The sequence below is a fragment of the Streptomyces sp. NPDC001848 genome (assembly GCF_042891915.1).
GTDB lineage: Bacteria > Actinomycetota > Actinomycetes > Streptomycetales > Streptomycetaceae > Streptomyces.
Genome location: NZ_JBIATP010000011.1, coordinates 309,120 through 331,061, shown reverse-complemented (window position 1 = coordinate 331,061; position 21,942 = coordinate 309,120). Strand labels below are relative to the sequence as shown.

The following is a 21,942-nucleotide window of genomic DNA, read 5'->3' as shown; positions in this document are numbered from 1 at the left end:
AGCGTGAGGGAAACGCCCGGTTACATTCCGAACCCGGAAGCTAAGCCTTACAGCGCCGATGGTACTGCAGGGGGGACCCTGTGGGAGAGTAGGACGCCGCCGAACAATCTTTGGAGGACCCTTGGTCCCAGCGACATGCTGGGACCAAGGGTCCTTTTCTTTTTCCACTGGCGCGCCGGGTACCCGGGTGCGCGACAATGATTTTGCGGTACCGAAGACAGGAGTCACCCATGTCCACCAACTCTCCCGACGAGCGTCCGGAGCGCGACCAGCGCCGCCGGGACAGTGGTGACCGTGGCGGCTACCGCGGTGGCCCGCGCCGCGGCGACGACCGTGGAGGCTACGCCCGGCGCGACGATCGCCGTGCAGACGACCGCCGTGCAGACGACCGCCGTGCAGACGATCGCCGTGGGGACGATCGCCGTGGGGACGATCGCCGTGATGGTGATCGCGGCGGCGAGCGTGGCGGTTTCCGCGGCCGTGACGACCGCGACCGTGGCGGACGTGCGTCCTTCCGCCGTGACGACCGCCCGTCCGGCCCGCGCAGGGACGACCGCGACCGCGGTTTCCGCCGCGACGGCGACCGCCCCGCCTTCCGTCGTGATGACGAGCGGGGTGGGTACGGTCGTCGTGATGACGAGCGGGGTGGGTACGGTCGTCGTGATGACGAGCGGGGTGGGTACGGTCGTCGCGATGACGACCGGGGCGGGTACGGTCGCCGCGACGACCGCGACCGTGGCTTCCGCCGTGACGACCCGCGTGGTGGCCATGGCTGGCGTGACGACCGAGGTGGTTTCGGCCGGCGGGACGACCGCCGGGATGACCGTCGTGACGATCGCCGTGATGACCGTCGCGACGACCGCCGTGACGACCGCCGTGACAGCGACCGCGGGTTCCGTCGTGACGACCGTCGTGACGACCGCCGTGACAGCGACCGCGGGTTCCGTCGTGACGACCGTCGTGACGACCGGCCGTCCGGCCCGCGCCGTGACGACAGCCGCGACGACCGCGGCTTCCGTCGCGATGACAGCCGCTCCGACCGCGGTGGTTTCCGTGGGCGTGATGAGCGTGGTGGGCGTCCCGGTGGTTTCCGTGGGCGTGATGAGCGCGGTGGGCGTCCCGGTGGTTTCCGTGGGCGTGACGACCGTGGTGGGCGTCCCGGTGGCTTCCGTGGCCGCGATGACCGGCGTGGCGACGACCGGCGCGGGGGCGGCCGGTTCCGTGAGGAGCGGGACCGTGACCGTGAGCCGATCAAGCGGCTGCCGATCCCCGAGGATGTCACCGGCGAGGAGATCGACAAGGACGTACGGCAGGAACTGCAGAGCCTGCCCAAGACGCTCGCCGAAGACGTCGCCAAGAACCTGGTGATGGTCGCCCGGCTCATCGACGAGGACCCGGAGAGCGCGTACGCGTACTCGAAGGTGGCATTGCGCCTGGCGTCCCGAGTCGCCGCCGTGCGCGAAGCGGCCGGCTTCGCCGCGTACGCCAACCAGAAGTACGGTGAGGCGCTCGCCGAGTTCCGGGCGGCCCGGCGCATGACCGGGAACGTCGACCTGTGGCCCGTCATGGCCGACTGCGAGCGCGGTCTCGGCCGGCCCGAGAAGGCGCTGGACATGGCCGGCGCGCCCGAGGTGCACAAGCTCGACAAGGCCGGTCAGGTCGAGATGCGGCTCGTGGCGGCCGGTGCGCGCCGCGACATGGGTCAGCTCGACGCCGCGATCGTGACGTTGCAGAGCCCGGAGCTGGCGTCCAACTCCGTCCAGCCGTGGACCGCGCGGCTGCGGTACGCGTACGCCGACGCGCTGTTGGCCGCCGGTCGGGAGAGCGAGGCACGCGAGTGGTTCGCGAAGGCCGTGGAGGCCGACAGGGACGGCAGCACGGACGCCTCCGACCGGCTCGCCGAGCTGGACGGGGTCGAGTTCGTCGACGCCCTGGACGAGAGCGAGAGCGAGCCCGGCGACGCCACCAGGGACGACGTCGACGGCGAAAACGACTGACGTTCGGTCGGCGGTATCAGGAGGAGACAGGGCGGGACCCCAGCGGGTCCCGCCCTGTCTCATGTCAGAGCTCCAACGCCCGCAGCACCAGCCCCGACGCCGGTTTGGGCCCGAACGACGTCGACTTGCGCGGCATCGTCACGCCCTGGCGGGCCAGTTCGCGGACGACCTCCTCGCGGACCGGGTGCATCAGGACCGCCGTGCCGCCGTCGCGCTCGGCCTTCTCGACCGTGGCGGCCGTGTCGTGGATGTAGGCGATGTGTTCCGGCGAGTCCTCGGGGATGCGCCAGACGTGTTCCAGGAGCGCGGCGTGCAGGACCGTGGCGTCCAGGGTGCGCCAGGCCGGGGGGCGGTCCGCCGGGACCGTACGGGCCAGGAGGTCCGGGGAGGGCTGGTCCACCAGGTGGAAGGCGCCGTCCCCGGCGAGGAGGTAGGCGTTGCCGGCGCAGGCGGCGTCGGCCAGCACCTCAAGGGCCTCGGGCAGCGGCAGGTGCAGGTCGCGTACGCGGAACAGGCCCTCCAGGGCGGACAGCGCTTCGGCCACCGGGAGCCGGTGCAGCAGGCGGTGGATCGCCCGGACTCTCAGCGGGTAGCGGGCGGTGTCCACCAGCAGGACCAGGCCGTAGTCCCACGGGCTCGGGGAGGCGTGCTCCGCGCGTAGACGCACATAGGTCGCCCAGCGGTGGTGGCCGTCGGCGATCAGGGCCTGGTGCCGGGCCAGGTCCGTCCGGATCTCCGCCAGAGCTTCGTGATCCGTCACCGACCACAGGCGGTGGCTGAAACCGTCCTCGGTGGTGGTGGCCAGCAGCGGGGTGCGTTCGACGGTGCGTTCGATGACGGCTGTCGCGCCGACCTCTGAGCTGTCGCCGCGGTAGGTGAGCAGGAGGGGTTCGAGGTTGGCGCAGGTGGCGCGCATCAGGGCCGCACGGTCCGCGATGACGTGCGGCATGACGTCCTCGTGGGGCAGCACCACGCCCTCGGACGGGTCGGAGACGCGCAGGGCCCCGATCAGGCCGCGCTGCAGCACCTCGCCGCCCCGCTGCTCGTAGACGTACAGGCCGGGCTCGGTGTCAGTGCGCAGGACGCCGTCCGCGAGCCAGCGGCGCAAGGTCTCCGCGGCCTGCTTGGTGCGTGCCGCCGGGGTGGCCGCCTGGGGCAGTATGAGGCGCACGATGTTGTGCGGGTCCGCCGACTCCAGGTGGAGGAGTCCGTCAGGGCGAACGACGACGTCGTACGGCGGTGAGGTGACCGCGGCGAGGCTGCCGACGCGGTCGGGGTCGTAGCGCAGGCCCCGGAAGGGGGCCAGGTCAAGGCCCGTGTGCGCCGGTACGTCCCCGCGGCCTGCAGTGTCCATTGATGCATCGTAAGTGTGTCAGTGCCGTGGGGGATGATCGGGGGAAGGCGATCGAATGAGGAGCGATGCGTAATGAGCCAGACCGTCAGGACGCGGCCCGAGGGCAGTGTGCAGCCCTTGAGCGAGGCGTACGACACGGCGCTGCTCGACCTGGACGGCGTGGTGTACGCGGGCGGAAGCGCCATCGCGCACGCCGTGGAGTCGCTGGGCAGGGCGAGCCGGGGCGGGATGCATCTGGCATACGTGACGAACAACGCGTTGCGTACGCCGGACGCGGTGGCCGCGCATCTGACGGAGCTGGGGATACCGACGGGGTCCTCGGATGTCATCACGTCGGCGCAGGCGGTGGCCCGGCTGATCAGTGAGCAGGTGCCCGCCGGGGCGCGGGTGCTGGTGATCGGTGGCGAGGGGCTACGGGTCGCGCTGCGGGAGCGGGGGCTCGTGCCGGTCGAGTCGGCCGACGACGATCCGGTGGCCGTGGTGCAGGGGTACGGCGGGCCGGAGCTGCCGTGGGGGCGGTTCGCGGAGGCGTGCTACGCCATCGCGCGCGGGGTGCCGTGGTTCGCGTCGAACACGGATCTGACGATCCCGAGCGCGCGCGGTATCGCTCCGGGCAACGGTGCGGCCGTCGAGGTCGTACGGATCGCGACCGGCGCGGAGCCGCAGGTGGCGGGCAAGCCACTGCCTCCGATGCATCGCGAGACCATTCTGCGCACGGGCGCGAAGCGACCGCTGGTGGTGGGCGACCGGCTGGACACGGACATCGAGGGCGCGTTCAACGGCGGGGTGGACTCGCTGCTGGTCCTGACGGGCGTGACGGACGGCGCGCAGCTGCTGGCGGCCCCTCCGCGGCACCGGCCGACGTACGTGGACGCGGATCTGCGCGGGCTGCTGACCGGTCAGCCGGAGGTCGTCACGGCGGGCGGCGGCTTCCGCTGCGGCGGCTGGACGGCGACGGCGGGGGAGGAGAGGTTGGAGCTCGAGGGCGACGGGGAGGCTCTGGACGGGCTGCGGGCGTTGTGCGCGGCGGCGTGGACGGCGGTCGGCGAGGGTTCGTGCCGGCTGGACAGGGAGAAGGCGCTGGCGCGGCTGGGACTGTGAGCGGAGGGCACGGGCATGGCCGGTCGAAAGGCAAAGCAAGGGTAGGCTAACCTAACCTCGTGTTGGTCGACAGCCCTCCCGAACCGCGCGCGGACACCGCCCCCGCGCCCCCGACCCGCTGGGCGACACGGTCCTTCGGGCTCCTCGTTTCGATCGTGATCCTGGCGTTCGTCGCGCTGGCGAGCATCGCGATCGGGGCGAAAGGGCTCTCGCCGGCGCAGGTCTGGCACGGCCTGTTCCACGGCTCGGGGACGTACGCCGACGTCGTGGTCGGCGACCGGCTGTCGCGTACGGTGCTCGGCCTGCTCGCGGGCGCCGCGCTCGGTCTCGCCGGCGCCGTCCTGCAGGCGCTCACCCGCAACCCGCTGGCCGACCCCGGTCTGCTCGGCATCAACGCGGGTGCCTCCGCGGCGGTCGTCACCGCCATCACGTACCTGGGTGTCACCAGCCTGAGCGGCTATGTGTGGTTCGCCTTTGTGGGCGCGGCCGCCGTCGGGGCCCTGGTGTGGTTCCTCGGCGGCAGCCGCGGCGCCACCCCGGTGCGGCTCGCGCTCGCCGGCACCGCGATCAGCGCCGCGCTCTACGGCTACCTCCAGGCCGTGATGATCATGGACGACGCGGCGCTCGGCAAGATGCGCTTCTGGACGGTCGGCTCCCTGGCCTCGGCAACGGACGTGACCATCCGGCAGGTCCTGCCGTTCCTGTTGGCCGGTACGGTCCTCGCGCTCGCGCTCGCCCGCCCGCTGAACGCCCTCGCGATGGGCGACGACACCGCCCGTGCCCTCGGCGCCCACCTGAGCCGCACCCGCGCCCTCGCCATGGCCGCCGCCACCGTACTGTGCGGGGCCGCGACCGCCGCCTGTGGGCCGATCGTGTTCGTCGGGCTGATGGTCCCGCACGCCGTACGGTCCTTCACCGGCCCCGACCTGCGCTGGATCCTGCCGTACGCGACCGTCCTGTCGCCGGTGCTGCTGCTCGGCGCCGACGTCGTCGGCCGGGTCTGCGCCCGGCCCGCCGAACTCCAGGTCGGCATCGTGACCGCGGTGCTCGGCGGCCCGGTCTTCATCCTTCTCGTACGGCGGCGGAGGACGGCCCAACTGTGAAGTCCGAGCGTGTCCTCACAGCCCCCGGCGGGCTGTCCCTCCGGCTGGACGTCCGGGCGCTCGCCGTCGTCGTCCTGCTCCTGCTCGCCGTGCTCACCGGAAGCGTGCTGCTGCTCGGCACCGGCGACTTCCCGATCCCGGCCGGGGACGTCCTCAGAACACTGGTCGGCGACGGCAATCCGGGGCAGGAGTTCATCGTCACCGAACTGCGGCTGCCGCGTGTGCTCGTCGGCCTGCTGGTCGGCGCCTCGCTCGGGCTGGGCGGCGCGCTGTTCCAGTCCGTCTCCCGCAACCCGCTGGGCAGCCCGGACGTGCTCGGCCTCGGTCAGGGTGCGACGGCCGGGGCGCTGGTGGTGATCGTGCTGTTCTCCGGCACCGCCACCCAGGTCGCCATGGGGGCGCTCGTCGGCGGCCTGGTGACCGGAGCCGCCATCCATCTGCTCGCCTGGAAGCAAGGCCTGCACGGTTACCGGCTGGTCCTGGTCGGCATCGGTGTCTCCGCGATCGTCACGGCGGTCAACGGATTTCTGCTCACCAAGGCCGACATCACCGACGCGGCCCGGGCGGTGTTCTGGATGACCGGGTCGCTGGACGGCCGTGACTGGGACCAGGTCTGGCCGCTGCTCGCCCTGTGCGCGGTCCTCGTACCGCTCGTCCTCGGCAACGCGCGTGGGCTCAGGATGATGGAGATGGGCGACGACGTCTCCTGCGCCCTCGGGGTGCGGGTGGAGCGTGTACGGCTGCTGCTGATGGTGTCCGCGGTGCTGCTCACCGCCGGTGCCACGGCCGCCGCGGGCCCGGTCGGGTTCGTGGCGCTCACCGCGCCGCAGCTGGCCCGCCGGCTCACCCGGTCACCCGGGCCCAACCTGGTGCCCTCCACGGTCATGGGCGCCACCCTGCTCATCGTCGCCGACTGGGCCTCGCAGCGCCTCTTCGGCGCCGACCAGCTGCCCGTGGGTGTGGTGACCGGAGTCCTCGGCGGCGCCTATCTGCTGTGGCTGCTGGTCACCGAGCGCAGGGCGGGCCGGATGTGAGGGCCGCGGGAGGGCCGGATGCCATGGCCGCGGGCGACCCCGACACGTACGACACCGCCGCGGGCGACCCCGACACGTACGACACCAGGACCACGAGGAGCACTGTGAACCGCCTCCGCGCCGACGACGTCACCCTCGCCTACGACCAGCGTGTGATCGCCGAGCGGTTGTCCGTGGAGATACCCGACGACTCCTTCACCGTGATCGTCGGCCCCAATGCCTGCGGCAAGTCCACGCTGCTGCGCGCCCTGTCCCGCATGCTCCGGCCCGCGCAGGGGCGGGTGCTGCTGGACGGGCAGGTCATCCAGTCGATGCCCGCGAAGAAGGTCGCGCGCACCCTGGGCCTGCTCCCGCAGTCCTCCATCGCACCCGACGGGATCACCGTCGCGGACCTGGTCGGGCGTGGCCGGTACCCGCACCAGGGGCTCCTGCGCCAGTGGTCCGGCGAGGACGAGCGGGTGGTGCGGGAGTCCATGGCGCGGACCGGCGTCGCGGAACTGGCCGACCGCCCTGTCGATGAGCTCTCCGGCGGCCAGCGGCAGCGTGTGTGGATCGCCATGGCGCTCGCCCAGCAGACCCCGTTGCTGCTGCTCGACGAGCCGACCACCTACCTCGACATCCAGCACCAGATCGACGTGCTCGACCTGTGCGCCGAACTGCACGAGGAGCAGGGGCGCACGCTGGTCGCGGTCCTGCACGACCTCAACCACGCCGCCCGGTACGCCACCCACCTCATCGCCCTGCGCGGCGGCAAGGTCGTCGCCGAGGGAGCCCCGAACGACATCGTCTCGGCCGAGCTGGTGGAGGAGGTCTTCGGACTGCGCTGCCAGGTGATCCCCGACCCGGAGACGGGCACACCGCTGGTGGTCCCGGCGGCCCGCGGGACACGGGTGCGGGCGGCCGCTGCGGCCGGCGAGGCCGCTAAAGAAGCTTCCTGAGCCGGAACAGGTCCCTCAGCCCCGCCTCCAGCTTGACCCGCCCGGAGCCCCACGCCTTGGCGAAGTGCAGTTCCCCGTCGACCATCGCCACCAGGTCGTCCCCGGTCATCGCGAGTCTGATCTGGGCCTTCTCGGGCGGTGGCCCCTGGACGGTGTCCAGCACCTCGATCCGGCCGTCCTCGAGGCGGCCGACGAAGGTGACGTCCAGGTCGGTGATGTGGCAGCTCAGCGAGCGGTCAAAGGCCGTTGCCTCACGCACGTCCCCTTCGGCGCCCGCCAGGTTGTCCGAGAACTTCTCGAGTGCGCTGCGGCACTCCTCAATCGTCGCCATCGTGAGCGACGGTACCTCAGAGCCTGTCAGTGCTTCGCGGTAGCGTCGGGGCATGAGCGACTCTGTGACCCGGACCGGGGTCCCGGCAGAAGCAGCGGTACCCGAGCAGGATGCGCCGGCTGACTCCCTGTCCGAGCCGGAGGGCGACCCCTCCGCGCCGACCCCGCTGCACGTGCCCCGGACCCCGACCGGCAACGCCGACGTGGACGCGGCCCTGGAGCGGCTCGCCGATGCCGACCACCTCGCCACGGACGGGCACATCGAGGTGTACGAGGATGTACACAGCGGGCTGCGCGATGCGCTCACCGCGCTCGACGCCCGCCCGGGACCTCCGGTGCCCCCAGGGCCTTACGCGAACAGGAGCTGAACCGAACGTGGCAGGAGTCGCACGCCGCCGTCTCGACGCGGAGCTGGTCCGCCGGAAGCTCGCGCGCTCCCGCGAGCACGCCGGCCAGCTGATCGCCGCCGGCCGGGTCACCGTCGGCAAGACCGTCGCGACCAAGCCCGCCACACAGGTGGAGACCGCCGCCGCCATCGTGGTCGCCCGGGACGACAGCGACCCCGACTACGTCTCGCGGGGCGGCCACAAGCTCGCCGGCGCCCTGAAGGTCTTCGTACCGCAGGGACTCGTCGTCGAGGGGCGCCGGGCGCTGGACGCCGGCGCGTCCACGGGAGGCTTCACCGACGTCCTGCTGCGCGCGGGCGCCGCCCACGTCGTCGCCGTCGACGTCGGATACGGACAACTCGCCTGGTCTCTGCAGAGCGATGAACGCGTCACCGTCAAGGACCGTACGAACGTACGCGAGTTGACGCTCGAAGCGATCGATGGGGAGCCAGTGGATCTTGTCGTGGGGGATCTTTCCTTCATCCCGCTCGGCCTGGTGCTGCCCGCCCTGGTGCGGTGCGTGAAGCCGGACGCCGACCTGGTGATGATGGTCAAGCCGCAGTTCGAGGTGGGCAAGGAACGGCTCGGCAGCGGCGGTGTGGTGCGCAGCCCGCAACTGCGTGCCGAGGCCGTGCGCGGGGTGGCCGAGCGGGCCGCGGAACTGGGGCTCGGGGTGAAGGGTGTGACGGCCAGCCCGCTGCCCGGGCCCTCGGGCAATGTCGAGTACTTTCTGTGGCTGCGAGCCGGAGCACCCGCCCTGGACCCGGCCGACGTTGACCGTGCTGTGGCGGAGGGGCCGCGTTGACAACGAACCGAGCTCGTACTGTTTTCCTGCTGGCCCACACCGGTCGGTCCGCCGCCATCCGCAGCGCCGAACTGGTGGTCAAGGGCCTGCTGCGCTCCGGGATCGGCGTGCGTGCTCTGGAGGACGAGGCGGCCGACCTTCCGCTGCCGGACGAGGTGCAGCTGGTCAAGGAGGCCACCCCGCAGTGCCTCGACGGATGCGAGCTGCTCATCGTGCTCGGCGGTGACGGCACTCTGCTGCGCGGCGCCGAGTTCGCCCGCGCCTCCGGGGTGCCGATGCTCGGCGTCAACCTCGGCCGGGTCGGCTTCCTCGCCGAGGCCGAGCGCGACGACCTCGACCGGGTCGTGGACCGGGTGGTGATGAAGGCGTACGAGGTCGAGGAGCGCATGACGGTCGACGTCGTCGTGCACAAGAACGGCGACATCGTGCACACCGACTGGGCGCTCAACGAGGCCGCCGTGCAGAAGGTCTCCGCCGAGAAGCTGCTCGAGGTCGTCCTGGAGATCGACGGGCGGCCGGTGACGGGGTTCGGCTGCGACGGCATCGTGTGCGCCACCCCCACCGGGTCGACGGCGTACGCCTTCTCCGCGGGCGGGCCCGTGGTGTGGCCGGAGGTGGAGGCGCTGTTGATGGTGCCGATCAGCGCGCACGCGCTGTTCGCGAAGCCGCTCGTGACCTCGCCCGACTCCGTGCTCGCCGTGGAGGTGCAGCCCGACACGTCGCACGGTGTGCTGTGGTGCGACGGGCGGCGGATGGTGGAGCTGCCCCAGGGGGCGCGGGTGGAGGTGCGGCGGGGGGCGGTGCCGGTGCGGCTGGCCCGACTGCACCACGCGTCCTTCACGGACCGGCTCGTGGCGAAGTTCGCCTTGCCGGTCTCCGGGTGGCGGGGGCGGCCGCGCTAGGGGGAGTCCCGTTCCGCGCCCCTTTCGGGGCGCGGTGTCCCTCCCGGGAGTGACACGGGCCGCTCGCACTTCCCCGCCCGGACCTCGTAAGGTCTTCTCCGTGTTGGAGGAGATGCGGATACGGTCCCTCGGAGTCATCGACGACGCGGTCGTCGAGCTGTCGCCCGGGTTCACCGCTGTGACCGGTGAGACGGGTGCGGGCAAGACCATGGTCGTCACCAGTCTCGGGCTGCTGCTCGGCGGGCGGGCGGACCCCGCGCTCGTACGGATCGGTGCGAAGAACGCGGTCGTCGAGGGCCGGATCGCCCTGCCCGAGGACGCCTCCGTCGCCGTACGCGCCGAAGAGGCCGGGGCCGAGCTCGACGACGGGGCGCTGATCGTCAGCCGTACCGTTTCCGCCGAGGGACGCTCGCGGGCGCACCTGGGCGGGCGCTCCGTGCCCGTCGGCGTGCTCGCGGAGCTGGCCGACGAACTGGTCGCCGTGCACGGGCAGACCGACCAGCAGGGCCTGCTCAAGCAGTCCCGGCAGCGGCAGGCGCTCGACCGCTACGCCGGGGACGCCGTCGCCGTACCGCTCGCCAAGTACCAGGAGGCCTACCGGCGGCTGCGCGCGGTCTCCGCCGAGCTGGACGAGATCACCACGCGCGCCCGTGAACGGGCCCAGGAAGCCGACATGCTGCGCTTCGGGCTGGAGGAGATCGCGGCCGTGGAGCCGCGGCCGGGCGAGGACGTGGAGCTGGCCGAGGAGGCCGAGCGGCTCGGGCACGCCGAGGCGCTGGCATCGGCGGCGACGGCCGCGCACACGGCGCTGGCGGGCAACCCGGAGGACCCGGAGGGCGTCGACGCGTCCACGCTGGTCGCGGGCGCCCACCGGGCGCTGGAGGCGGTGCGGTCGCACGACCCGCTGCTGGCGGGACTCGCCGACCGGATCGGGGAGATCGGCATCCTGCTGGGCGATGTGGCCGGTGAGCTGGCCGGGTACGCCGACGACCTGGACGCCGATCCGCTGCGGCTCTCGGCCGTGGAGGAGCGGCGGGCCGCACTCACCGCGCTGACCCGGAAGTACGGCGAGGACGTCGATGCCGTCCTCGCCTGGGCCGAGCAGAGCGCCGCCCGGCTGACCGAGCTCGACGGCGACGACGAGCGGATCGACGAACTGACCGCCGAGCGGGACGCATTGCGGTCCGAACTGGGCGGCCTCGCCGAGGAATTGACCAACGCGCGGGCGGAGGCCGCCGAGCGGTTCGCCGCCGCCGTGACCGCCGAACTGGCCTCGCTCGCCATGCCGCACGCGCGCGTGTCGTTCGAGATCCGGCAGACCGAGGACCCGGACGGGGTCGAGGTCGGCGGACGCACGGTCGCCTACGGGCCGTCGGGCGTCGACGAGGTCGAACTGCTGCTCGCCCCACACCCCGGCGCGCCGCCGCGGCCCATCGCCAAGGGCGCCTCGGGCGGTGAGCTGTCCCGTGTGATGCTCGCCGTGGAGGTCGTGTTCGCGGGCACCGACCCCGTGCCGACGTACCTCTTCGACGAGGTCGACGCCGGTGTCGGCGGCAAGGCGGCGGTCGAGATCGGCCGTCGGCTCGCGAAGCTCGCGAAAACCGCGCAGGTCGTGGTCGTCACCCATCTGCCGCAGGTCGCCGCGTTCGCCGACCGGCAGCTGCTGGTGGAGAAGACGCACGACGGCTCGGTCACGCGCTCCGGGGTGAAGGTCCTGGAGGGCGAGGACCGGATCCGTGAGCTGTCGAGGATGCTGGCGGGCCAGGAGGACTCGGAGACCGCCCGCGCCCACGCGGAGGAACTGCTGGCCACGGCACGGGCGGACGTGTAGCGCAGGGTTCCGGCGGGCGGCTTAGGGTGGCGGGATGATGATCAGGCGTTCCCGCAGGACCGTTTCGTTCGCGCTCGCCGCTGTCGTCGCCCGTGCCGCCACCGCCGCTCTGCGCGCCGCCGCGCCGGGCGGCCGGGGCCGTTGGCAGCGGACCAACCACGCCGGGCGGACCGTCGTGCTGTACCCGGGGCCCGCGGTGGCCGCGGCGGCCACGGTCGGGGCCTGGCGGGTCCACCCGGCGGCCGGGTTCGCCGTACTGGCCGCCGGTGCCTGTGGCGCCTACGACGACATCGCCGGCGCGGGAGATCCGCGGCGGGGGTTCCGGGCGCATCTGTCCGCCCTGCGCGACGGTGACGTCACCAGTGGTGCCGTGAAGCTGCTCGGGATCTCGGCCGCCGCCCTGGCCGCGGGGACCGTGCTCAAGGAACGGCCCCTGGACAAGGTGCTCGCGGGTGTGGTGATCGCCGGAGCCGCGCACTTCGTGAACCTCGTGGACGTACGGCCCGGGCGCGCCGCCGGGGCCGTCCTCGCGCTCGCCGCCCCCGGGCTGCTGCGCAAGGGCGCCTGTGGGGAACTGGCCGGCGCCGCGATGGGGGCCGCGGCAGCCGCCCTCCCCGACGACCTCGGCGAGCGCGCGATGCTCGGCGACACCGGGGCGCACGCGCTCGGTGCCGCGCTCGGCGCCGCCGCCGTCGCGGGCAACGGGCGGGCCGGACTCCTGGCGCACGCGGTCGCGTTCGTCGCCGCGGCGGCGTACGGCGACAAGGTGAGCGACGCGGCGAGGTCGTGGCGGTTCGGGCCGTTCCCCGTGGCCCCTCTCCCGCCGGCCACCGCCTCGCCCGTGTGAGTGACCGTGGCGCGCCCCCGGGCGCCCGCTGCACCGTTCTCGCCCGCTGCCGCCGGTGCCGCAACACCCGCGCGCCCTGGCATCCTTGAGTCAACCGCGGTCCACCTCGCGCGGTCCACGCCCACCGCGCGATCCTTCTGTACGTTTCTTCGTGACCGTCCGACGCCGAACCAGGAGCCCCGGCCCCGTGAGCCTCGCGAGCAGCCCCTCACCGCACGGCCGGTCGCCGCTGCGCACCGTGCAGGTGCTCGGCTGGGGCAGCGCGGGCAGCAGCGCGCACGTGCGCACACTGGCGGCGGGCCTGGCCGCCAGGGGCGTGAGCGTGACCGTGTGCGCCCCCTCCGAGGCCGAGCGCACCTACGACTTCACCGGCGCCGGTGCCCGGCACGTCCCCGTGCCCCGCAGCACGGACCCCGCCTCCCTGGCCGCGCTCCGGATCGCCTGCGGCGACGCGGACCTGGTGCACGCGCACGGGCTGCACGCGGGCCTGCGCGCCGCCCTCGCCCTCGGCGGACGCCGCACTCCGCTCGTCGTCACCTGGCACACCCGGGCGCACGCCGAGGGCGCCCGCGCCCATCTGCTGCGCCTGCTGGAGCGGCGTGTGGCCCGGGCCGCGTCCGTCGTCCTCGGCACCTCCTCCGACCTGGTCGAACGGGCCCGGCGACGGGGCGCCCGGGACGCCCGGCTCGCCGCCGTCGCACTCCCGGCACCCCGCAGGCCCGCCGAGTACGAGGACCCCGACCGGCTGCGTCCCAAGCTCCGTGCGGAACTCGGCGCCGCCGACCGGCCGTTGCTCATGGCCGTGGGCGCTCTCGACCGGCACCGCGGCCACGACGTGCTGCTGGACGCCTCCCGCGTCTGGCGCGGCCTCGACCCGGCGCCGCTGGTCGTGATCGCCGGGGAGGGACCGCTGCGCACGGCACTGCAGCGGCGCATCGAGGACGAGGGACTTCCGGTGCGGCTGCTGGGGCGGCGCGAGGACGTGGCGCAGCTGCTGGCCGCCGCCGACCTCGCGCTGCTGCCCAGCAGTTGGGAGTCCCGGTCCGTCCTCGCCCAGGAGGCCCTGCACGCGCGCGTGCCGCTCGTCGCCACCGACGTCGGCGGCATCCGCGAGCTCGTCGGCGACGCCGCCGAACTCGTCCCGTACGGGGACGCGGACGCGCTCGCCACCGCCGTCGTACGCCTCCTCGACGATCCGGCACGCCGTGAACTGCTGAAGGACAGGGGCACCCGGCAGGCCGCCACCTGGCCCACCGAGGACGAGACCGTCGCCCAGGTGCTCAGCGTCTACGACGAGTTGACCCAGGTGCGGCCCTACCCCTGAGGCGGGTCAGGGCACGTGGCGGCGGGCCCGCAGTGCCAGGCTCAGCGTCAGGACCGTCTGCGGGTCGTCCAGGTCCGCGCCCAGCAGCTCCCCGATCCGCGCCAGCCGGTTGTAGAGCGTCTGCCGGTTCAGATGAAGCTCGCGGGCGGTCTCCGCCTTGCGGCCCGCATGCGCCAGATACGTCTGGAGCGTCGGCAGCAGCGACGGCTTCGAACGGTCGTCGTGTTCCCGCAGCGGGCCGATCGCGCGGTCCACGAACGCCGCCAGGTCCGGATGGTCGCGCAGCCGCCACAGCAGCAGGTCGATGTCCAGGCGGCGGGCGTCGTACCAGGGCAGCTCCGGCAACCCCTGCGCCGCCGTCGCGGTCTCCGCCGCGTGCCGCAGCCCCGCCGAGGCCGCTGCCCAGCCGCCCGCCACCCCGACCACCACCACGGGCGGCCTGGCGCCCGGCCGCCGCATGCCCGCCCGCTCCGCACCCGCCCGCAGCGCCCCGGCCACCCGGTCGGCGACCGCCGCCCGCTCCGACTCCGAGCGCAGCCCCAGCAGCAGTGGCACCCGCCCCTCCACCGGCCGCACACCCAGCAGCACCGGCACGCCCACCGACGCCAGCTCCTCCGCGACCGCCCGCGCCAGCACCGCCCAGCCCCCGCCGCCCGGCGCGGGCCCGTCCGCCAGCCGCATCACCACCGGCAGCAGTGGCCCGCGACCCGGCTTGAAACCCAGCACCCGGGCCTGCGTGGGCGCGTCGTCGGCGGCGACGCGGCCCTCGGCGAGGTCGGTGAGGAAGTCACCGCGCCCGCGTGCCGCCAGCTCTTCCTCCTGCCGGGCCTGCATCAGCACCACGGCGAGGATGCCCGCCGCCCGCTCGGCGGCGATCCGGTGCACCGGCGCCACCGGCCCGCTCACCGGGAGCAGCACCAGCCGGGCCCGTACGGACCCCGCGCCGGGCCCGCCACCGGGCACGTCGACGATCACCGTCCCGGCCGGCGGCTCGTCCTTGTGGGGGCCGCGCAGCCCCTCCCACACCTGCAGCGGGTCGGTGTCCGCGAACCCGGTCCCGGCGGCGTAGAGCAGCTGACCGTCGGCGGTCTCCAGGAAGACCGGATTGCCGCCGAAGTCGGCCAGGACGCCCAGGACCTGCGGCACCCCGCCACCGCCGAGCAGCGCCTCGGTACAGCGGCGGTGCACCTCCTCGGCCCGCTGCAGCAGCGCGTAGTGCCCGTTGACGATCTCGGTGTGGATCTCCTCGGTGACCGTCACGAACGGCACCTCGCGGTGCAGCTGCACCAGCGGCAACCCGGCGGCCCGCGCCGACTCCACGAGGGCGGCGGGCAGCCGGGTGAACCGGGTGCCCAGCTCCACCACCAGGGCCGCGATACCGCGCTCGGCCAGCGTGCGGACGAACGCCCGCTGGTCGGCGGGGCGGGTGCCGAGCCCGTACCCGGTGGTCAGCAGCAGCTCACCGCCCTTGAGCAGCGAGGCGATGTTCGGCACCTCGCCCGCGTGCACCCAGCGCACCGTGCGGCCCAGCCGGTCGGCGCCCGCCAGGACCTCCGGCAGCCCGCTGCGCAGCCCGGGCAGCTCCAGCGCCCGCCGCACCGTGATGCCGGCGCCCTCGCTGCCGGGCAGTTCGAAACGGCTGTCCATGCGGCGACGCTACCTGCGCCGACGCCCCGGGCACAGCGCCGGGCCCCGGTCAGAGGGGCTGGATGTTGTGGTTGTGGCGGAACACGTTGTCCGGGTCGTAGCGCCGCTTGACCCGCGCCAGCCGGTTGAGGTTCTCGGTGCCGAGCCCGGCCACCACCCGGTCCCTGCCCTCGTCCCCGATGAAGTTGAGGTAGACCGCCCCGGTGCGCCAGGGCCGGACGTCGGCGCGCACGTCCCTGACCCACCGCACGGCCCGCTCGTCGTCCGCCGGGTCCTCCCAGACACCGAAGGGATGCACGGCCCAGGCCGCGTCCCGGTAGGGGACGGGGAACTCGGCCGGGCCGGAGGCGATCGCGCCGCCCTGCGGGAACAGCGCCTGCTGACAGGCCGAGGGGACGGGCATGAAGGGAGCGCGGGCACAGAAGGCGTCGACCAGTTCGTCGGGCAGAGCGCTCACGTACTCGACGGACCAGTGGTTCCGCAGCCCGGGAGGGGCGTCGAGCATGCACTGGAAGTCGGCGTACGGCATCGCGGAGACGACCTCGGCCGGGTGCGGCAGCGCCAGCAGCGGCTGGGCGAGCTTGCGCAGGTCGTCCTCGCCGCCGACGTACGTGACCAGCACGGCGCACAGCAGCGTCCCCACCAGGTGCTCGGGTACGAACGGCTCGGGCGGACCGGTGATGTAGAGCACGCCGCCGCCCACCTCCGGCGGGCCGGTGGCGATGATGTCGCGAAAGACCCGGACCGCCTCCGGGCCTGTCTCGGGCACGAACATGAGCAGCGCGATGGAGAACTCGGGCAACTCGTGCAGGCTCAGCGTGAGCGCGGTGGCGACACCGAAGTTGCCGCCGCCGCCGTGCAGGGCCCAGAACAGTTCGGGGTTCTCCTCTGCGGTCGCCAGCACCGCGGTGCCGTCCGCGGTCACCAATTCGACGCCCAGCAGGTTGTCGACGGCGAGGCCGAAGGCCCGGTCCAGCCAGCCGCTGCCACCACCGAGCACGAAGCCGCCGACGCCGGTCGTGGAGACCCGGCCGCCGGTGGTGGCGAGCCCGTGGGGCTGGGTGGCGCGGTCCAGGTGGCTCATGACGGCTCCGCCCTCGACGCGTACCGCAGCGGAGCCGGGATGGACGACGACCTCGTGCATCCGGCGAAGATCCACGACCAGGCCGTTGTCATTGACCGCCATGCCGGCGACGCTGTGCCCGCCGCCCCGTACGGCGATCTTCAGATCCAGGTCCCGTGCGAAGCGCACCGCGCGCACGACGTCGGCTTCCCCCGCGCACCGCGCGATCACGGCCGGATGGCGGTCGATCATCGCGTTGAAGACGGTACGGGCCTCGTCGTAGCCAGGGTCGCCCGGGGCGAAGACGTCACCCGCCAGCTCCGCGCGGAGCGCTGCGAGAGCGGTGCGTGCCTTGGACAGGGGAGCCATGGCGGCCGCCCCCTTCCGGCGAGGGGACAGGGCTGGCTCCAGCCTAGGGGGCCCGGTGCATCGGCGCGGTTCGCCGGCCAGTACACCGCCGCTGGACGCGGCGGACGACCGGCGCCCTCCGGCACCGCTCCCCGCAGGGCCTGTACGGGCGGGCCGCACGCAGCCGCCCGTCAAGGCCCAGTCCGCGTACTCAGCCCCCGTACGCCCCGGAAGCCGTAAGCCGCAGTGCCGTGTCGATCAGCGGCACGTGGCTGAACGCCTGCGGGAAGTTGCCGACCTGGCGCTTCAGGCGCGGGTCCCACTCCTCCGCGAGCAGCCCCACGTCGTTGCGCAGTGCCAGCAGCTTCTCGAACAGCTTGCGGGCCTCGTCCACGCGGCCGATCATCGCCAGGTCGTCGGCCATCCAGAACGAGCAGGCGAGGAACGCGCCCTCGTCGCCCGGCAGCCCGTCCACGCCCTCCTCCTCCCCCGAGGTGGGGTAGCGCAGGATGAAGCCGTCCGGCGTGGACAGCTCGCGCTGGATCGCCTCGATCGTGCCGATCACCCGCTTGTCGTCCGGCGGCAGGAAGCCCATCTGCGGGATCAGCAGCAGCGAGGCGTCCAGCTCCTTGGAGCCGTACGACTGCGTGAAGGTGTTGCGCTCCTTGTCGTAGCCCTTCTCGCACACGTCGCGGTGGATGTCGTCGCGCAGCTCGCGCCACTTCTCCAGCGGTCCGTCCGCCTCCCCGGACTCGAGCAGCTTGATCGTGCGGTCCACCGCCACCCAGGCCATCACCTTGGAGTGCACGAAGTGCCGGCGCGGGCCGCGCACCTCCCAGATGCCCTCGTCCGGCTCGTCCCAGTGCTGCTCCAGGTAGCGGATGAGCTTCAGCTGGAGCAGGGAGGCGTAGTCGTTGCGGGCGAGCCCGGTCATGTGGGCCAGGTGCAGAGCCTCGGTGACCTCTCCGTACACGTCCAGCTGCAACTGGTGCGCGGCGCCGTTGCCGACGCGCACCGGAGCCGAGTTCTCGTAGCCGGGCAGCCAGTCCAGCTCCGCCTCGCCCAGCTCCCGCTCGCCCGCGATGCCGTACATGATCTGCAGGTTCTCGGGGTCGCCGGCCACGGCCCGCAGCAGCCACTCGCGCCAGGCGCGGGCCTCCTCGCGGTAGCCGGTGCGCAGCAGCGACGACAGGGTGATCGCCGCGTCCCGCAGCCAGGTGTAGCGGTAGTCCCAGTTGCGCACGCCGCCGATCTCCTCGGGCAGGGAGGTCGTGGGCGCGGCCACGATGCCGCCCGTCGGCGCGTATGTCAGTGCCTTGAGAGTGATCAGCGAGCGGATGACGGCCTCGCGGTAGGGGCCGTGGTACGTACAGTGCTCCACCCACTCGCGCCAGAAGTCCTCGGTCGCCTCCAGCGACTGCTCCGGCTCCGGCAGCGGCGGCGGCTCCTTGTGCGAGGGCTGCCAGGAGATCGTGAACCCGATCCGGTCACCCGGTGCGACCGTGAAGTCCGCGTACGTGGTCAGCCCCTTGCCGTACGTCTCGGCCTCGGTGTCGAACCACACCGAGTCCGGTCCGGCGACCGCCACCGTGCGGCCCTCGTGCTTGTGCACCCAGGGCACGATGCGCCCGTAGGAGAACCGCATGCGCAGCGCCGACCGCATCGGCACCCGGCCCGTGACGCCCTCCACGATCCGGATCAGCTGGGGCGCGCCGTCACGTGGCGGCATGAGGTCGATGACCCGGACCGTGCCGCGCGGGGTGTCCCATTCGGACTCCAGGATCAGCGACTCGCCGCGGTAGGTGCGCCGGGTCGCCCTCGGGGGCTCGGCGTCCGACGCGTGGGCCGGGCCGAGCCGCCAGAAGCCGTGCTCCTCCGTGCCGAGCAGTCCCGCGAAGACGGCATGGGAATCGAAGCGGGGCAGGCACAGCCAGTCCACGGTGCCGTCCCGGCAGACCAGCGCCGCGGTCTGCATGTCTCCGATGAGTGCGTAGTCTTCGATGCGCCCGGCCAATGCAACTCCAGTCGAACGGCCACGTCGCCCCGGGGGGCGGTCGCTCTGTGCGGTCATGGGGGTCATGAGAAACGCGTTGTTCACCGACCCATTCGAAAATGATGCAGTCGATGTTCAACGAACTGACGAGCTCTTGTTGTTCCGGTGACCGGCGGGGGTGGTGCCGTTTTCCGGGGGTGCTCGGCAGAGAGTGTCCGAGCAGGATACGACGCACCTGCATGATCCGCGTGCCCCGCCGGGCAACCGGACTGCCCCGAACGAGTGAGCCGCGGGTGAAACACCGGTGAAAACCTCTTAAGGTTCGCGCGTCCGTGGTGACACGTGCGCGGAGCGTGGCCGGAAGCAGTCCCCTCGCGGCGCTGATACGCTGGTAGCCCGTGGACCGGTGGGCTCGAAACCCCCGAACCGCAGCGACGGCACCCCCGAAAAAAATACTTCGAGGACCAGCCGTACCGCACCCCAGACCGCGACCACGGGAGCCCCCTCTTGGCCATGCCGCCCGCTGCTTTTCGAAACAGCACCTCGACGACCAAGCACATCTTCGTCACCGGGGGTGTCGCCTCCTCGCTCGGCAAGGGTCTGACCGCCTCCAGCCTCGGCATGCTGCTCAAGGCCCGGGGCCTGCGCGTCGTGATGCAGAAGCTCGACCCGTACCTGAACGTCGACCCGGGCACGATGAACCCCTTCCAGCACGGCGAGGTGTTCGTCACCAACGACGGCGCCGAGACCGACCTGGACATCGGGCACTACGAGCGCTTCCTCGACCGCGACCTGGACGGCTCGGCGAACGTCACGACCGGGCAGGTCTACTCGACGGTGATCGCCAAGGAGCGGCGCGGCGAGTACCTGGGCGACACCGTGCAGGTCATCCCGCACATCACCAACGAGATCAAGCACCGCATCCGCCGTATGGCCACCGACGAGGTGGACGTGGTGATCACCGAGGTGGGCGGCACGGTCGGGGACATCGAGTCGCTGCCGTTCCTGGAGACCGTCCGCCAGGTCCGCCACGAGGTCGGCCGCGACAACGTCTTCGTGGTGCACATCTCGCTGCTGCCCTACATCGGTCCCTCCGGCGAGCTGAAGACCAAGCCGACCCAGCACAGCGTGGCCGCCCTGCGCAACATCGGTATCCAGCCGGACGCGATCGTGCTGCGCTGCGACCGCGAGGTGCCGACCGCGATCAAGCGCAAGATCTCCCTGATGTGCGACGTCGACGAGGCCGCCGTCGTGGCCTGTCCGGACGCCCGCTCGATCTACGACATCCCGAAGGTCGTGCACTCCGAGGGCCTGGACGCCTACGTCGTCCGCAAGCTGGACCTGCCCTTCCGCGACGTGGACTGGACGACCTGGGACGACCTGCTCGACCGCGTCCACAACCCCCGGCACGAGGTCACCCTCGCGCTGGTCGGCAAGTACATCGACCTGCCCGACGCCTACCTGTCGGTGACCGAGGCGCTGCGCGCCGGCGGCTTCGCCAACAAGGCCCGGGTGAAGATCAAGTGGGTCACGTCCGACGACTGCAAGACCCCGGCGGGCGCCAAGAAGCAGCTGTCCGACGTGGACGCGATCTGCATCCCGGGCGGGTTCGGCGACCGTGGCGTGTCCGGCAAGGTCGGCGCCATCCAGTACGCGCGTGAGAACAAGATCCCGCTGCTGGGTCTCTGCCTCGGCCTGCAGTGCATCGTGATCGAGGCCGCGCGCAACCTGGCGGGCATCCCCGACGCGAACTCCACCGAGTTCGACGCCGCCACCGCCCACCCCGTCATCTCCACCATGGCCGAGCAGCTCGACATCGTCGCGGGCGAGGGCGACATGGGCGGAACGATGCGGCTCGGCATGTACCCGGCCAAGCTCGCCGAGGGCTCGATCGTGCGCGAGGTCTACGACGGCAAGGAGTACGTCGAGGAGCGCCACCGCCACCGCTACGAGGTGAACAACGCCTACCGCGCCGAGCTGGAGAAGAAGGCGGGCATCGTGTTCTCCGGGACGTCGCCCGACGGCAAGCTCGTGGAGTACGTGGAGTACCCGCGCGAGGTGCACCCCTACCTGGTGGCGACCCAGGCGCACCCCGAGCTGCGTTCCCGCCCGACCCGCCCGCACCCGCTGTTCGCGGGCCTGGTGAAGGCGGCCGTGGAGCGGAAGAACGGAAAGAACGGCAAGTAACACGGGGCCTGTACGGTGGCCGGGGTACGCGTCCTTCCGGAGGCGTACCCCGGTTTCGTGCAAGGTGTGGGAGGAACAGGGCGACATGACGACGATCAAGGACACCGCCGAGGAGTGGGAGATCCGGGCGAGCCAGACCCCGTTCGTCGGCAACAAGACCTCCGTCCGCACCGACGACGTGGTCATGCCGGACGGCTCGGTGGCGCGCCGCGACTACCAGGTCCACCCCGGGTCCGTGGCCGTCCTCGCCCTGGACGACGAGGACCGGGTGCTGGTCATCCGGCAGTACCGCCACCCGGTGCGCCAGAAGCTGTGGGAGATCCCGGCCGGCCTGCTCGACGTCCCCGGTGAGAACCCGCTGCACGCCGCCCAGCGCGAGCTGTACGAGGAGGCGCACGTCAAGGCGGAGGACTGGCGCGTGCTGACCGACGCCTACACCACGCCCGGTGGCTGCGACGAGGCGGTGCGCATCTTCCTCGCCCGCGACCTGTCCGAGGCCGACGGGCAGCGCTTCCAGGTGGAGGACGAGGAGTCCGACATGGAGCTGGCCCGGGTGCCGGTGGCGGACCTCGTGCGCGGTGTCCTGGCGGGCGACCTCCACAACAACTGCCTCGTCGTGGGCGTGCTGTCGCTGGTCGCCGCGCGGACCGGTGAGGGCCTGGACGCCCTGCGCCCGGCCGAGGCTCCGTGGCCGGCCCGGCCGTTCGAAGCCTGAGGGCCCCGGCCGGGCACGCCGTCCTCAGGGGGCTCCG

The 21,942-nt window shown here is 72.7% G+C and carries 20 protein-coding genes and 1 rRNA gene; 15 read left to right on the top strand and 6 right to left on the bottom strand.

Going from position 1 to position 21,942, the window contains the following annotated elements; all coding sequences use genetic code 11:
* Window positions 1-105: ribosomal RNA gene (rrf, locus tag ACFYZJ_RS24315) — 5S ribosomal RNA — on the top strand; the annotation flags it as partial.
* Between the two features lie 119 nt (window positions 106-224).
* Here the strand turns inward: rrf and ACFYZJ_RS24310 are convergent.
* The gene (locus ACFYZJ_RS24310; protein ID WP_388571246.1) at window positions 225-770 is read right to left on the bottom strand and encodes a hypothetical protein; all 546 of its coding nucleotides are present in this window, start codon (window positions 768-770) and stop codon (window positions 225-227) included.
* A gap of 7 nt (window positions 771-777) precedes the next feature.
* Between ACFYZJ_RS24310 and ACFYZJ_RS24305 the strand changes: the two genes are divergently transcribed.
* Complete coding sequence (locus ACFYZJ_RS24305; protein ID WP_388571245.1) at window positions 778-1,368, top strand: hypothetical protein; 591 nt, start codon at window positions 778-780, stop codon at window positions 1,366-1,368.
* Window positions 1,260-1,997: a hypothetical protein gene (locus ACFYZJ_RS24300; RefSeq protein WP_388571240.1), complete on the top strand. Its 738-nt coding sequence runs from the start codon at window positions 1,260-1,262 to the stop codon at window positions 1,995-1,997. Before ACFYZJ_RS24305 ends, ACFYZJ_RS24300 begins: the two co-directional genes overlap by 109 nt.
* Before the next feature lie 64 nt (window positions 1,998-2,061).
* Here the strand turns inward: ACFYZJ_RS24300 and ACFYZJ_RS24295 are convergent, their stop codons facing one another.
* Window positions 2,062-3,351, bottom strand: coding sequence for a DUF1015 domain-containing protein (locus tag ACFYZJ_RS24295; protein ID WP_388571204.1), 1,290 nt, complete (start codon window positions 3,349-3,351; stop codon window positions 2,062-2,064).
* 72 nt (window positions 3,352-3,423) lie between these two features.
* Here ACFYZJ_RS24295 and ACFYZJ_RS24290 point away from each other — a divergent pair, with 72 nt between their 5' ends.
* From ACFYZJ_RS24290 to ACFYZJ_RS24275, 4 genes are read left to right on the top strand one after another with little or no spacing between them, the layout of a single operon-like run.
* The gene (locus ACFYZJ_RS24290; protein WP_388571203.1) at window positions 3,424-4,452 is read left to right on the top strand and encodes an HAD hydrolase-like protein; all 1,029 of its coding nucleotides are present in this window, start codon (window positions 3,424-3,426) and stop codon (window positions 4,450-4,452) included.
* Window positions 4,453-4,511: 59 nt separating this feature from the next.
* Entirely contained in the window at window positions 4,512-5,555 is a 1,044-nt protein-coding gene (locus ACFYZJ_RS24285; protein WP_388571200.1) for a FecCD family ABC transporter permease, read from the top strand.
* Window positions 5,552-6,589, top strand: coding sequence for a FecCD family ABC transporter permease (locus ACFYZJ_RS24280; RefSeq protein ID WP_388571199.1), 1,038 nt, complete (start codon window positions 5,552-5,554; stop codon window positions 6,587-6,589). The genes ACFYZJ_RS24285 and ACFYZJ_RS24280 overlap by 4 nt, the downstream gene beginning before the upstream one ends.
* Window positions 6,590-6,612: 23 nt before the next feature.
* The gene (locus tag ACFYZJ_RS24275; RefSeq protein ID WP_388571197.1) at window positions 6,613-7,527 is read left to right on the top strand and encodes an ABC transporter ATP-binding protein; all 915 of its coding nucleotides are present in this window, start codon (window positions 6,613-6,615) and stop codon (window positions 7,525-7,527) included.
* On the opposite strand, the gene ACFYZJ_RS24270 is transcribed toward ACFYZJ_RS24275, so the two are convergent.
* Window positions 7,511-7,858 carry an SCP2 sterol-binding domain-containing protein gene (locus tag ACFYZJ_RS24270; RefSeq protein WP_388571195.1) on the bottom strand — a complete coding sequence of 116 codons (348 nt, stop codon included), beginning with the start codon at window positions 7,856-7,858 and terminating at the stop codon, window positions 7,511-7,513. The two genes, ACFYZJ_RS24275 and ACFYZJ_RS24270, sit on opposite strands and share 17 nt — an antisense overlap.
* Before the next feature lie 52 nt (window positions 7,859-7,910).
* On the opposite strand from ACFYZJ_RS24270, the gene ACFYZJ_RS24265 reads away from it, so the two are divergent.
* The 6 genes from ACFYZJ_RS24265 to ACFYZJ_RS24240 all read left to right on the top strand — a co-directional run bounded on the left by ACFYZJ_RS24265 (window position 7,911) and on the right by ACFYZJ_RS24240 (window position 13,952).
* Entirely contained in the window at window positions 7,911-8,225 is a 315-nt protein-coding gene (locus ACFYZJ_RS24265; RefSeq protein WP_388571193.1) for a hypothetical protein, read from the top strand.
* Window positions 8,226-8,232: 7 nt separating this feature from the next.
* Window positions 8,233-9,048, top strand: a complete 816-nt coding sequence (locus ACFYZJ_RS24260; protein ID WP_388571191.1) for a TlyA family RNA methyltransferase — start codon at window positions 8,233-8,235, stop codon at window positions 9,046-9,048.
* A complete protein-coding gene (locus ACFYZJ_RS24255) occupies window positions 9,045-9,950 on the top strand; it encodes an NAD kinase (protein ID WP_388571189.1) in 906 nt (301 codons plus the stop codon). Before ACFYZJ_RS24260 ends, ACFYZJ_RS24255 begins: the two co-directional genes overlap by 4 nt.
* Window positions 9,951-10,062: 112 nt before the next feature.
* Window positions 10,063-11,781 carry a DNA repair protein RecN gene (gene recN / locus ACFYZJ_RS24250; protein ID WP_388571238.1) on the top strand — a complete coding sequence of 573 codons (1,719 nt, stop codon included), beginning with the start codon at window positions 10,063-10,065 and terminating at the stop codon, window positions 11,779-11,781.
* A 37-nt stretch (window positions 11,782-11,818) separates the two neighbouring features.
* Window positions 11,819-12,628 carry a hypothetical protein gene (locus tag ACFYZJ_RS24245; protein WP_388571236.1) on the top strand — a complete coding sequence of 270 codons (810 nt, stop codon included), beginning with the start codon at window positions 11,819-11,821 and terminating at the stop codon, window positions 12,626-12,628.
* 187 nt (window positions 12,629-12,815) lie between these two features.
* Window positions 12,816-13,952, top strand: coding sequence for a glycosyltransferase family 4 protein (locus ACFYZJ_RS24240; RefSeq protein ID WP_388571187.1), 1,137 nt, complete (start codon window positions 12,816-12,818; stop codon window positions 13,950-13,952).
* A 6-nt stretch (window positions 13,953-13,958) separates the two neighbouring features.
* Here the strand turns inward: ACFYZJ_RS24240 and ACFYZJ_RS24235 are convergent, their stop codons facing one another.
* The 3 genes from ACFYZJ_RS24235 to ACFYZJ_RS24225 form a co-directional block, all read right to left on the bottom strand.
* The gene (locus ACFYZJ_RS24235; RefSeq protein WP_388571185.1) at window positions 13,959-15,599 is read right to left on the bottom strand and encodes a PucR family transcriptional regulator; all 1,641 of its coding nucleotides are present in this window, start codon (window positions 15,597-15,599) and stop codon (window positions 13,959-13,961) included.
* Between the two features lie 49 nt (window positions 15,600-15,648).
* Window positions 15,649-17,031 carry an FAD-binding oxidoreductase gene (locus ACFYZJ_RS24230; RefSeq protein ID WP_388571184.1) on the bottom strand — a complete coding sequence of 461 codons (1,383 nt, stop codon included), beginning with the start codon at window positions 17,029-17,031 and terminating at the stop codon, window positions 15,649-15,651.
* Between the two features lie 190 nt (window positions 17,032-17,221).
* Complete coding sequence (locus ACFYZJ_RS24225) at window positions 17,222-19,024, bottom strand: glycoside hydrolase family 15 protein (RefSeq protein ID WP_388571182.1); 1,803 nt, start codon at window positions 19,022-19,024, stop codon at window positions 17,222-17,224.
* A gap of 492 nt (window positions 19,025-19,516) precedes the next feature.
* Here ACFYZJ_RS24225 and ACFYZJ_RS24220 point away from each other — a divergent pair, with 492 nt between their 5' ends.
* Together ACFYZJ_RS24220 and ACFYZJ_RS24215 are read left to right on the top strand one after the other, a co-directional pair.
* Window positions 19,517-21,190, top strand: a complete 1,674-nt coding sequence (locus tag ACFYZJ_RS24220) for a CTP synthase (protein ID WP_388571234.1) — start codon at window positions 19,517-19,519, stop codon at window positions 21,188-21,190.
* Window positions 21,191-21,275: 85 nt separating this feature from the next.
* The gene (locus ACFYZJ_RS24215) at window positions 21,276-21,905 is read left to right on the top strand and encodes an NUDIX domain-containing protein (protein ID WP_388571181.1); all 630 of its coding nucleotides are present in this window, start codon (window positions 21,276-21,278) and stop codon (window positions 21,903-21,905) included.
* The last annotated feature ends 37 nt before the right edge of the window (window positions 21,906-21,942 follow it).

Coding starts and splice junctions, on each gene's coding strand:
- ACFYZJ_RS24220 (WP_388571234.1), top strand. CDS start 19,517: ATGCCGCCCGCTGCTTTTCGAAACAGCACCTCGACGACCAAGCACATC.
- ACFYZJ_RS24310 (WP_388571246.1), bottom strand. CDS start 770: ATGGCCACCACGCGGGTCGTCACGGCGGAAGCCACGGTCGCGGTCGTC.
- ACFYZJ_RS24290 (WP_388571203.1), top strand. CDS start 3,424: ATGAGCCAGACCGTCAGGACGCGGCCCGAGGGCAGTGTGCAGCCCTTG.
- ACFYZJ_RS24265 (WP_388571193.1), top strand. CDS start 7,911: ATGAGCGACTCTGTGACCCGGACCGGGGTCCCGGCAGAAGCAGCGGTA.
- ACFYZJ_RS24230 (WP_388571184.1), bottom strand. CDS start 17,031: ATGGCTCCCCTGTCCAAGGCACGCACCGCTCTCGCAGCGCTCCGCGCG.
- ACFYZJ_RS24245 (WP_388571236.1), top strand. CDS start 11,819: ATGATCAGGCGTTCCCGCAGGACCGTTTCGTTCGCGCTCGCCGCTGTC.
- ACFYZJ_RS24295 (WP_388571204.1), bottom strand. CDS start 3,351: ATGGACACTGCAGGCCGCGGGGACGTACCGGCGCACACGGGCCTTGAC.
- ACFYZJ_RS24235 (WP_388571185.1), bottom strand. CDS start 15,599: ATGGACAGCCGTTTCGAACTGCCCGGCAGCGAGGGCGCCGGCATCACG.
- ACFYZJ_RS24215 (WP_388571181.1), top strand. CDS start 21,276: ATGACGACGATCAAGGACACCGCCGAGGAGTGGGAGATCCGGGCGAGC.
- ACFYZJ_RS24275 (WP_388571197.1), top strand. CDS start 6,613: ATGGCCGCGGGCGACCCCGACACGTACGACACCGCCGCGGGCGACCCC.
- recN (WP_388571238.1), top strand. CDS start 10,063: ATGCGGATACGGTCCCTCGGAGTCATCGACGACGCGGTCGTCGAGCTG.
- ACFYZJ_RS24270 (WP_388571195.1), bottom strand. CDS start 7,858: ATGGCGACGATTGAGGAGTGCCGCAGCGCACTCGAGAAGTTCTCGGAC.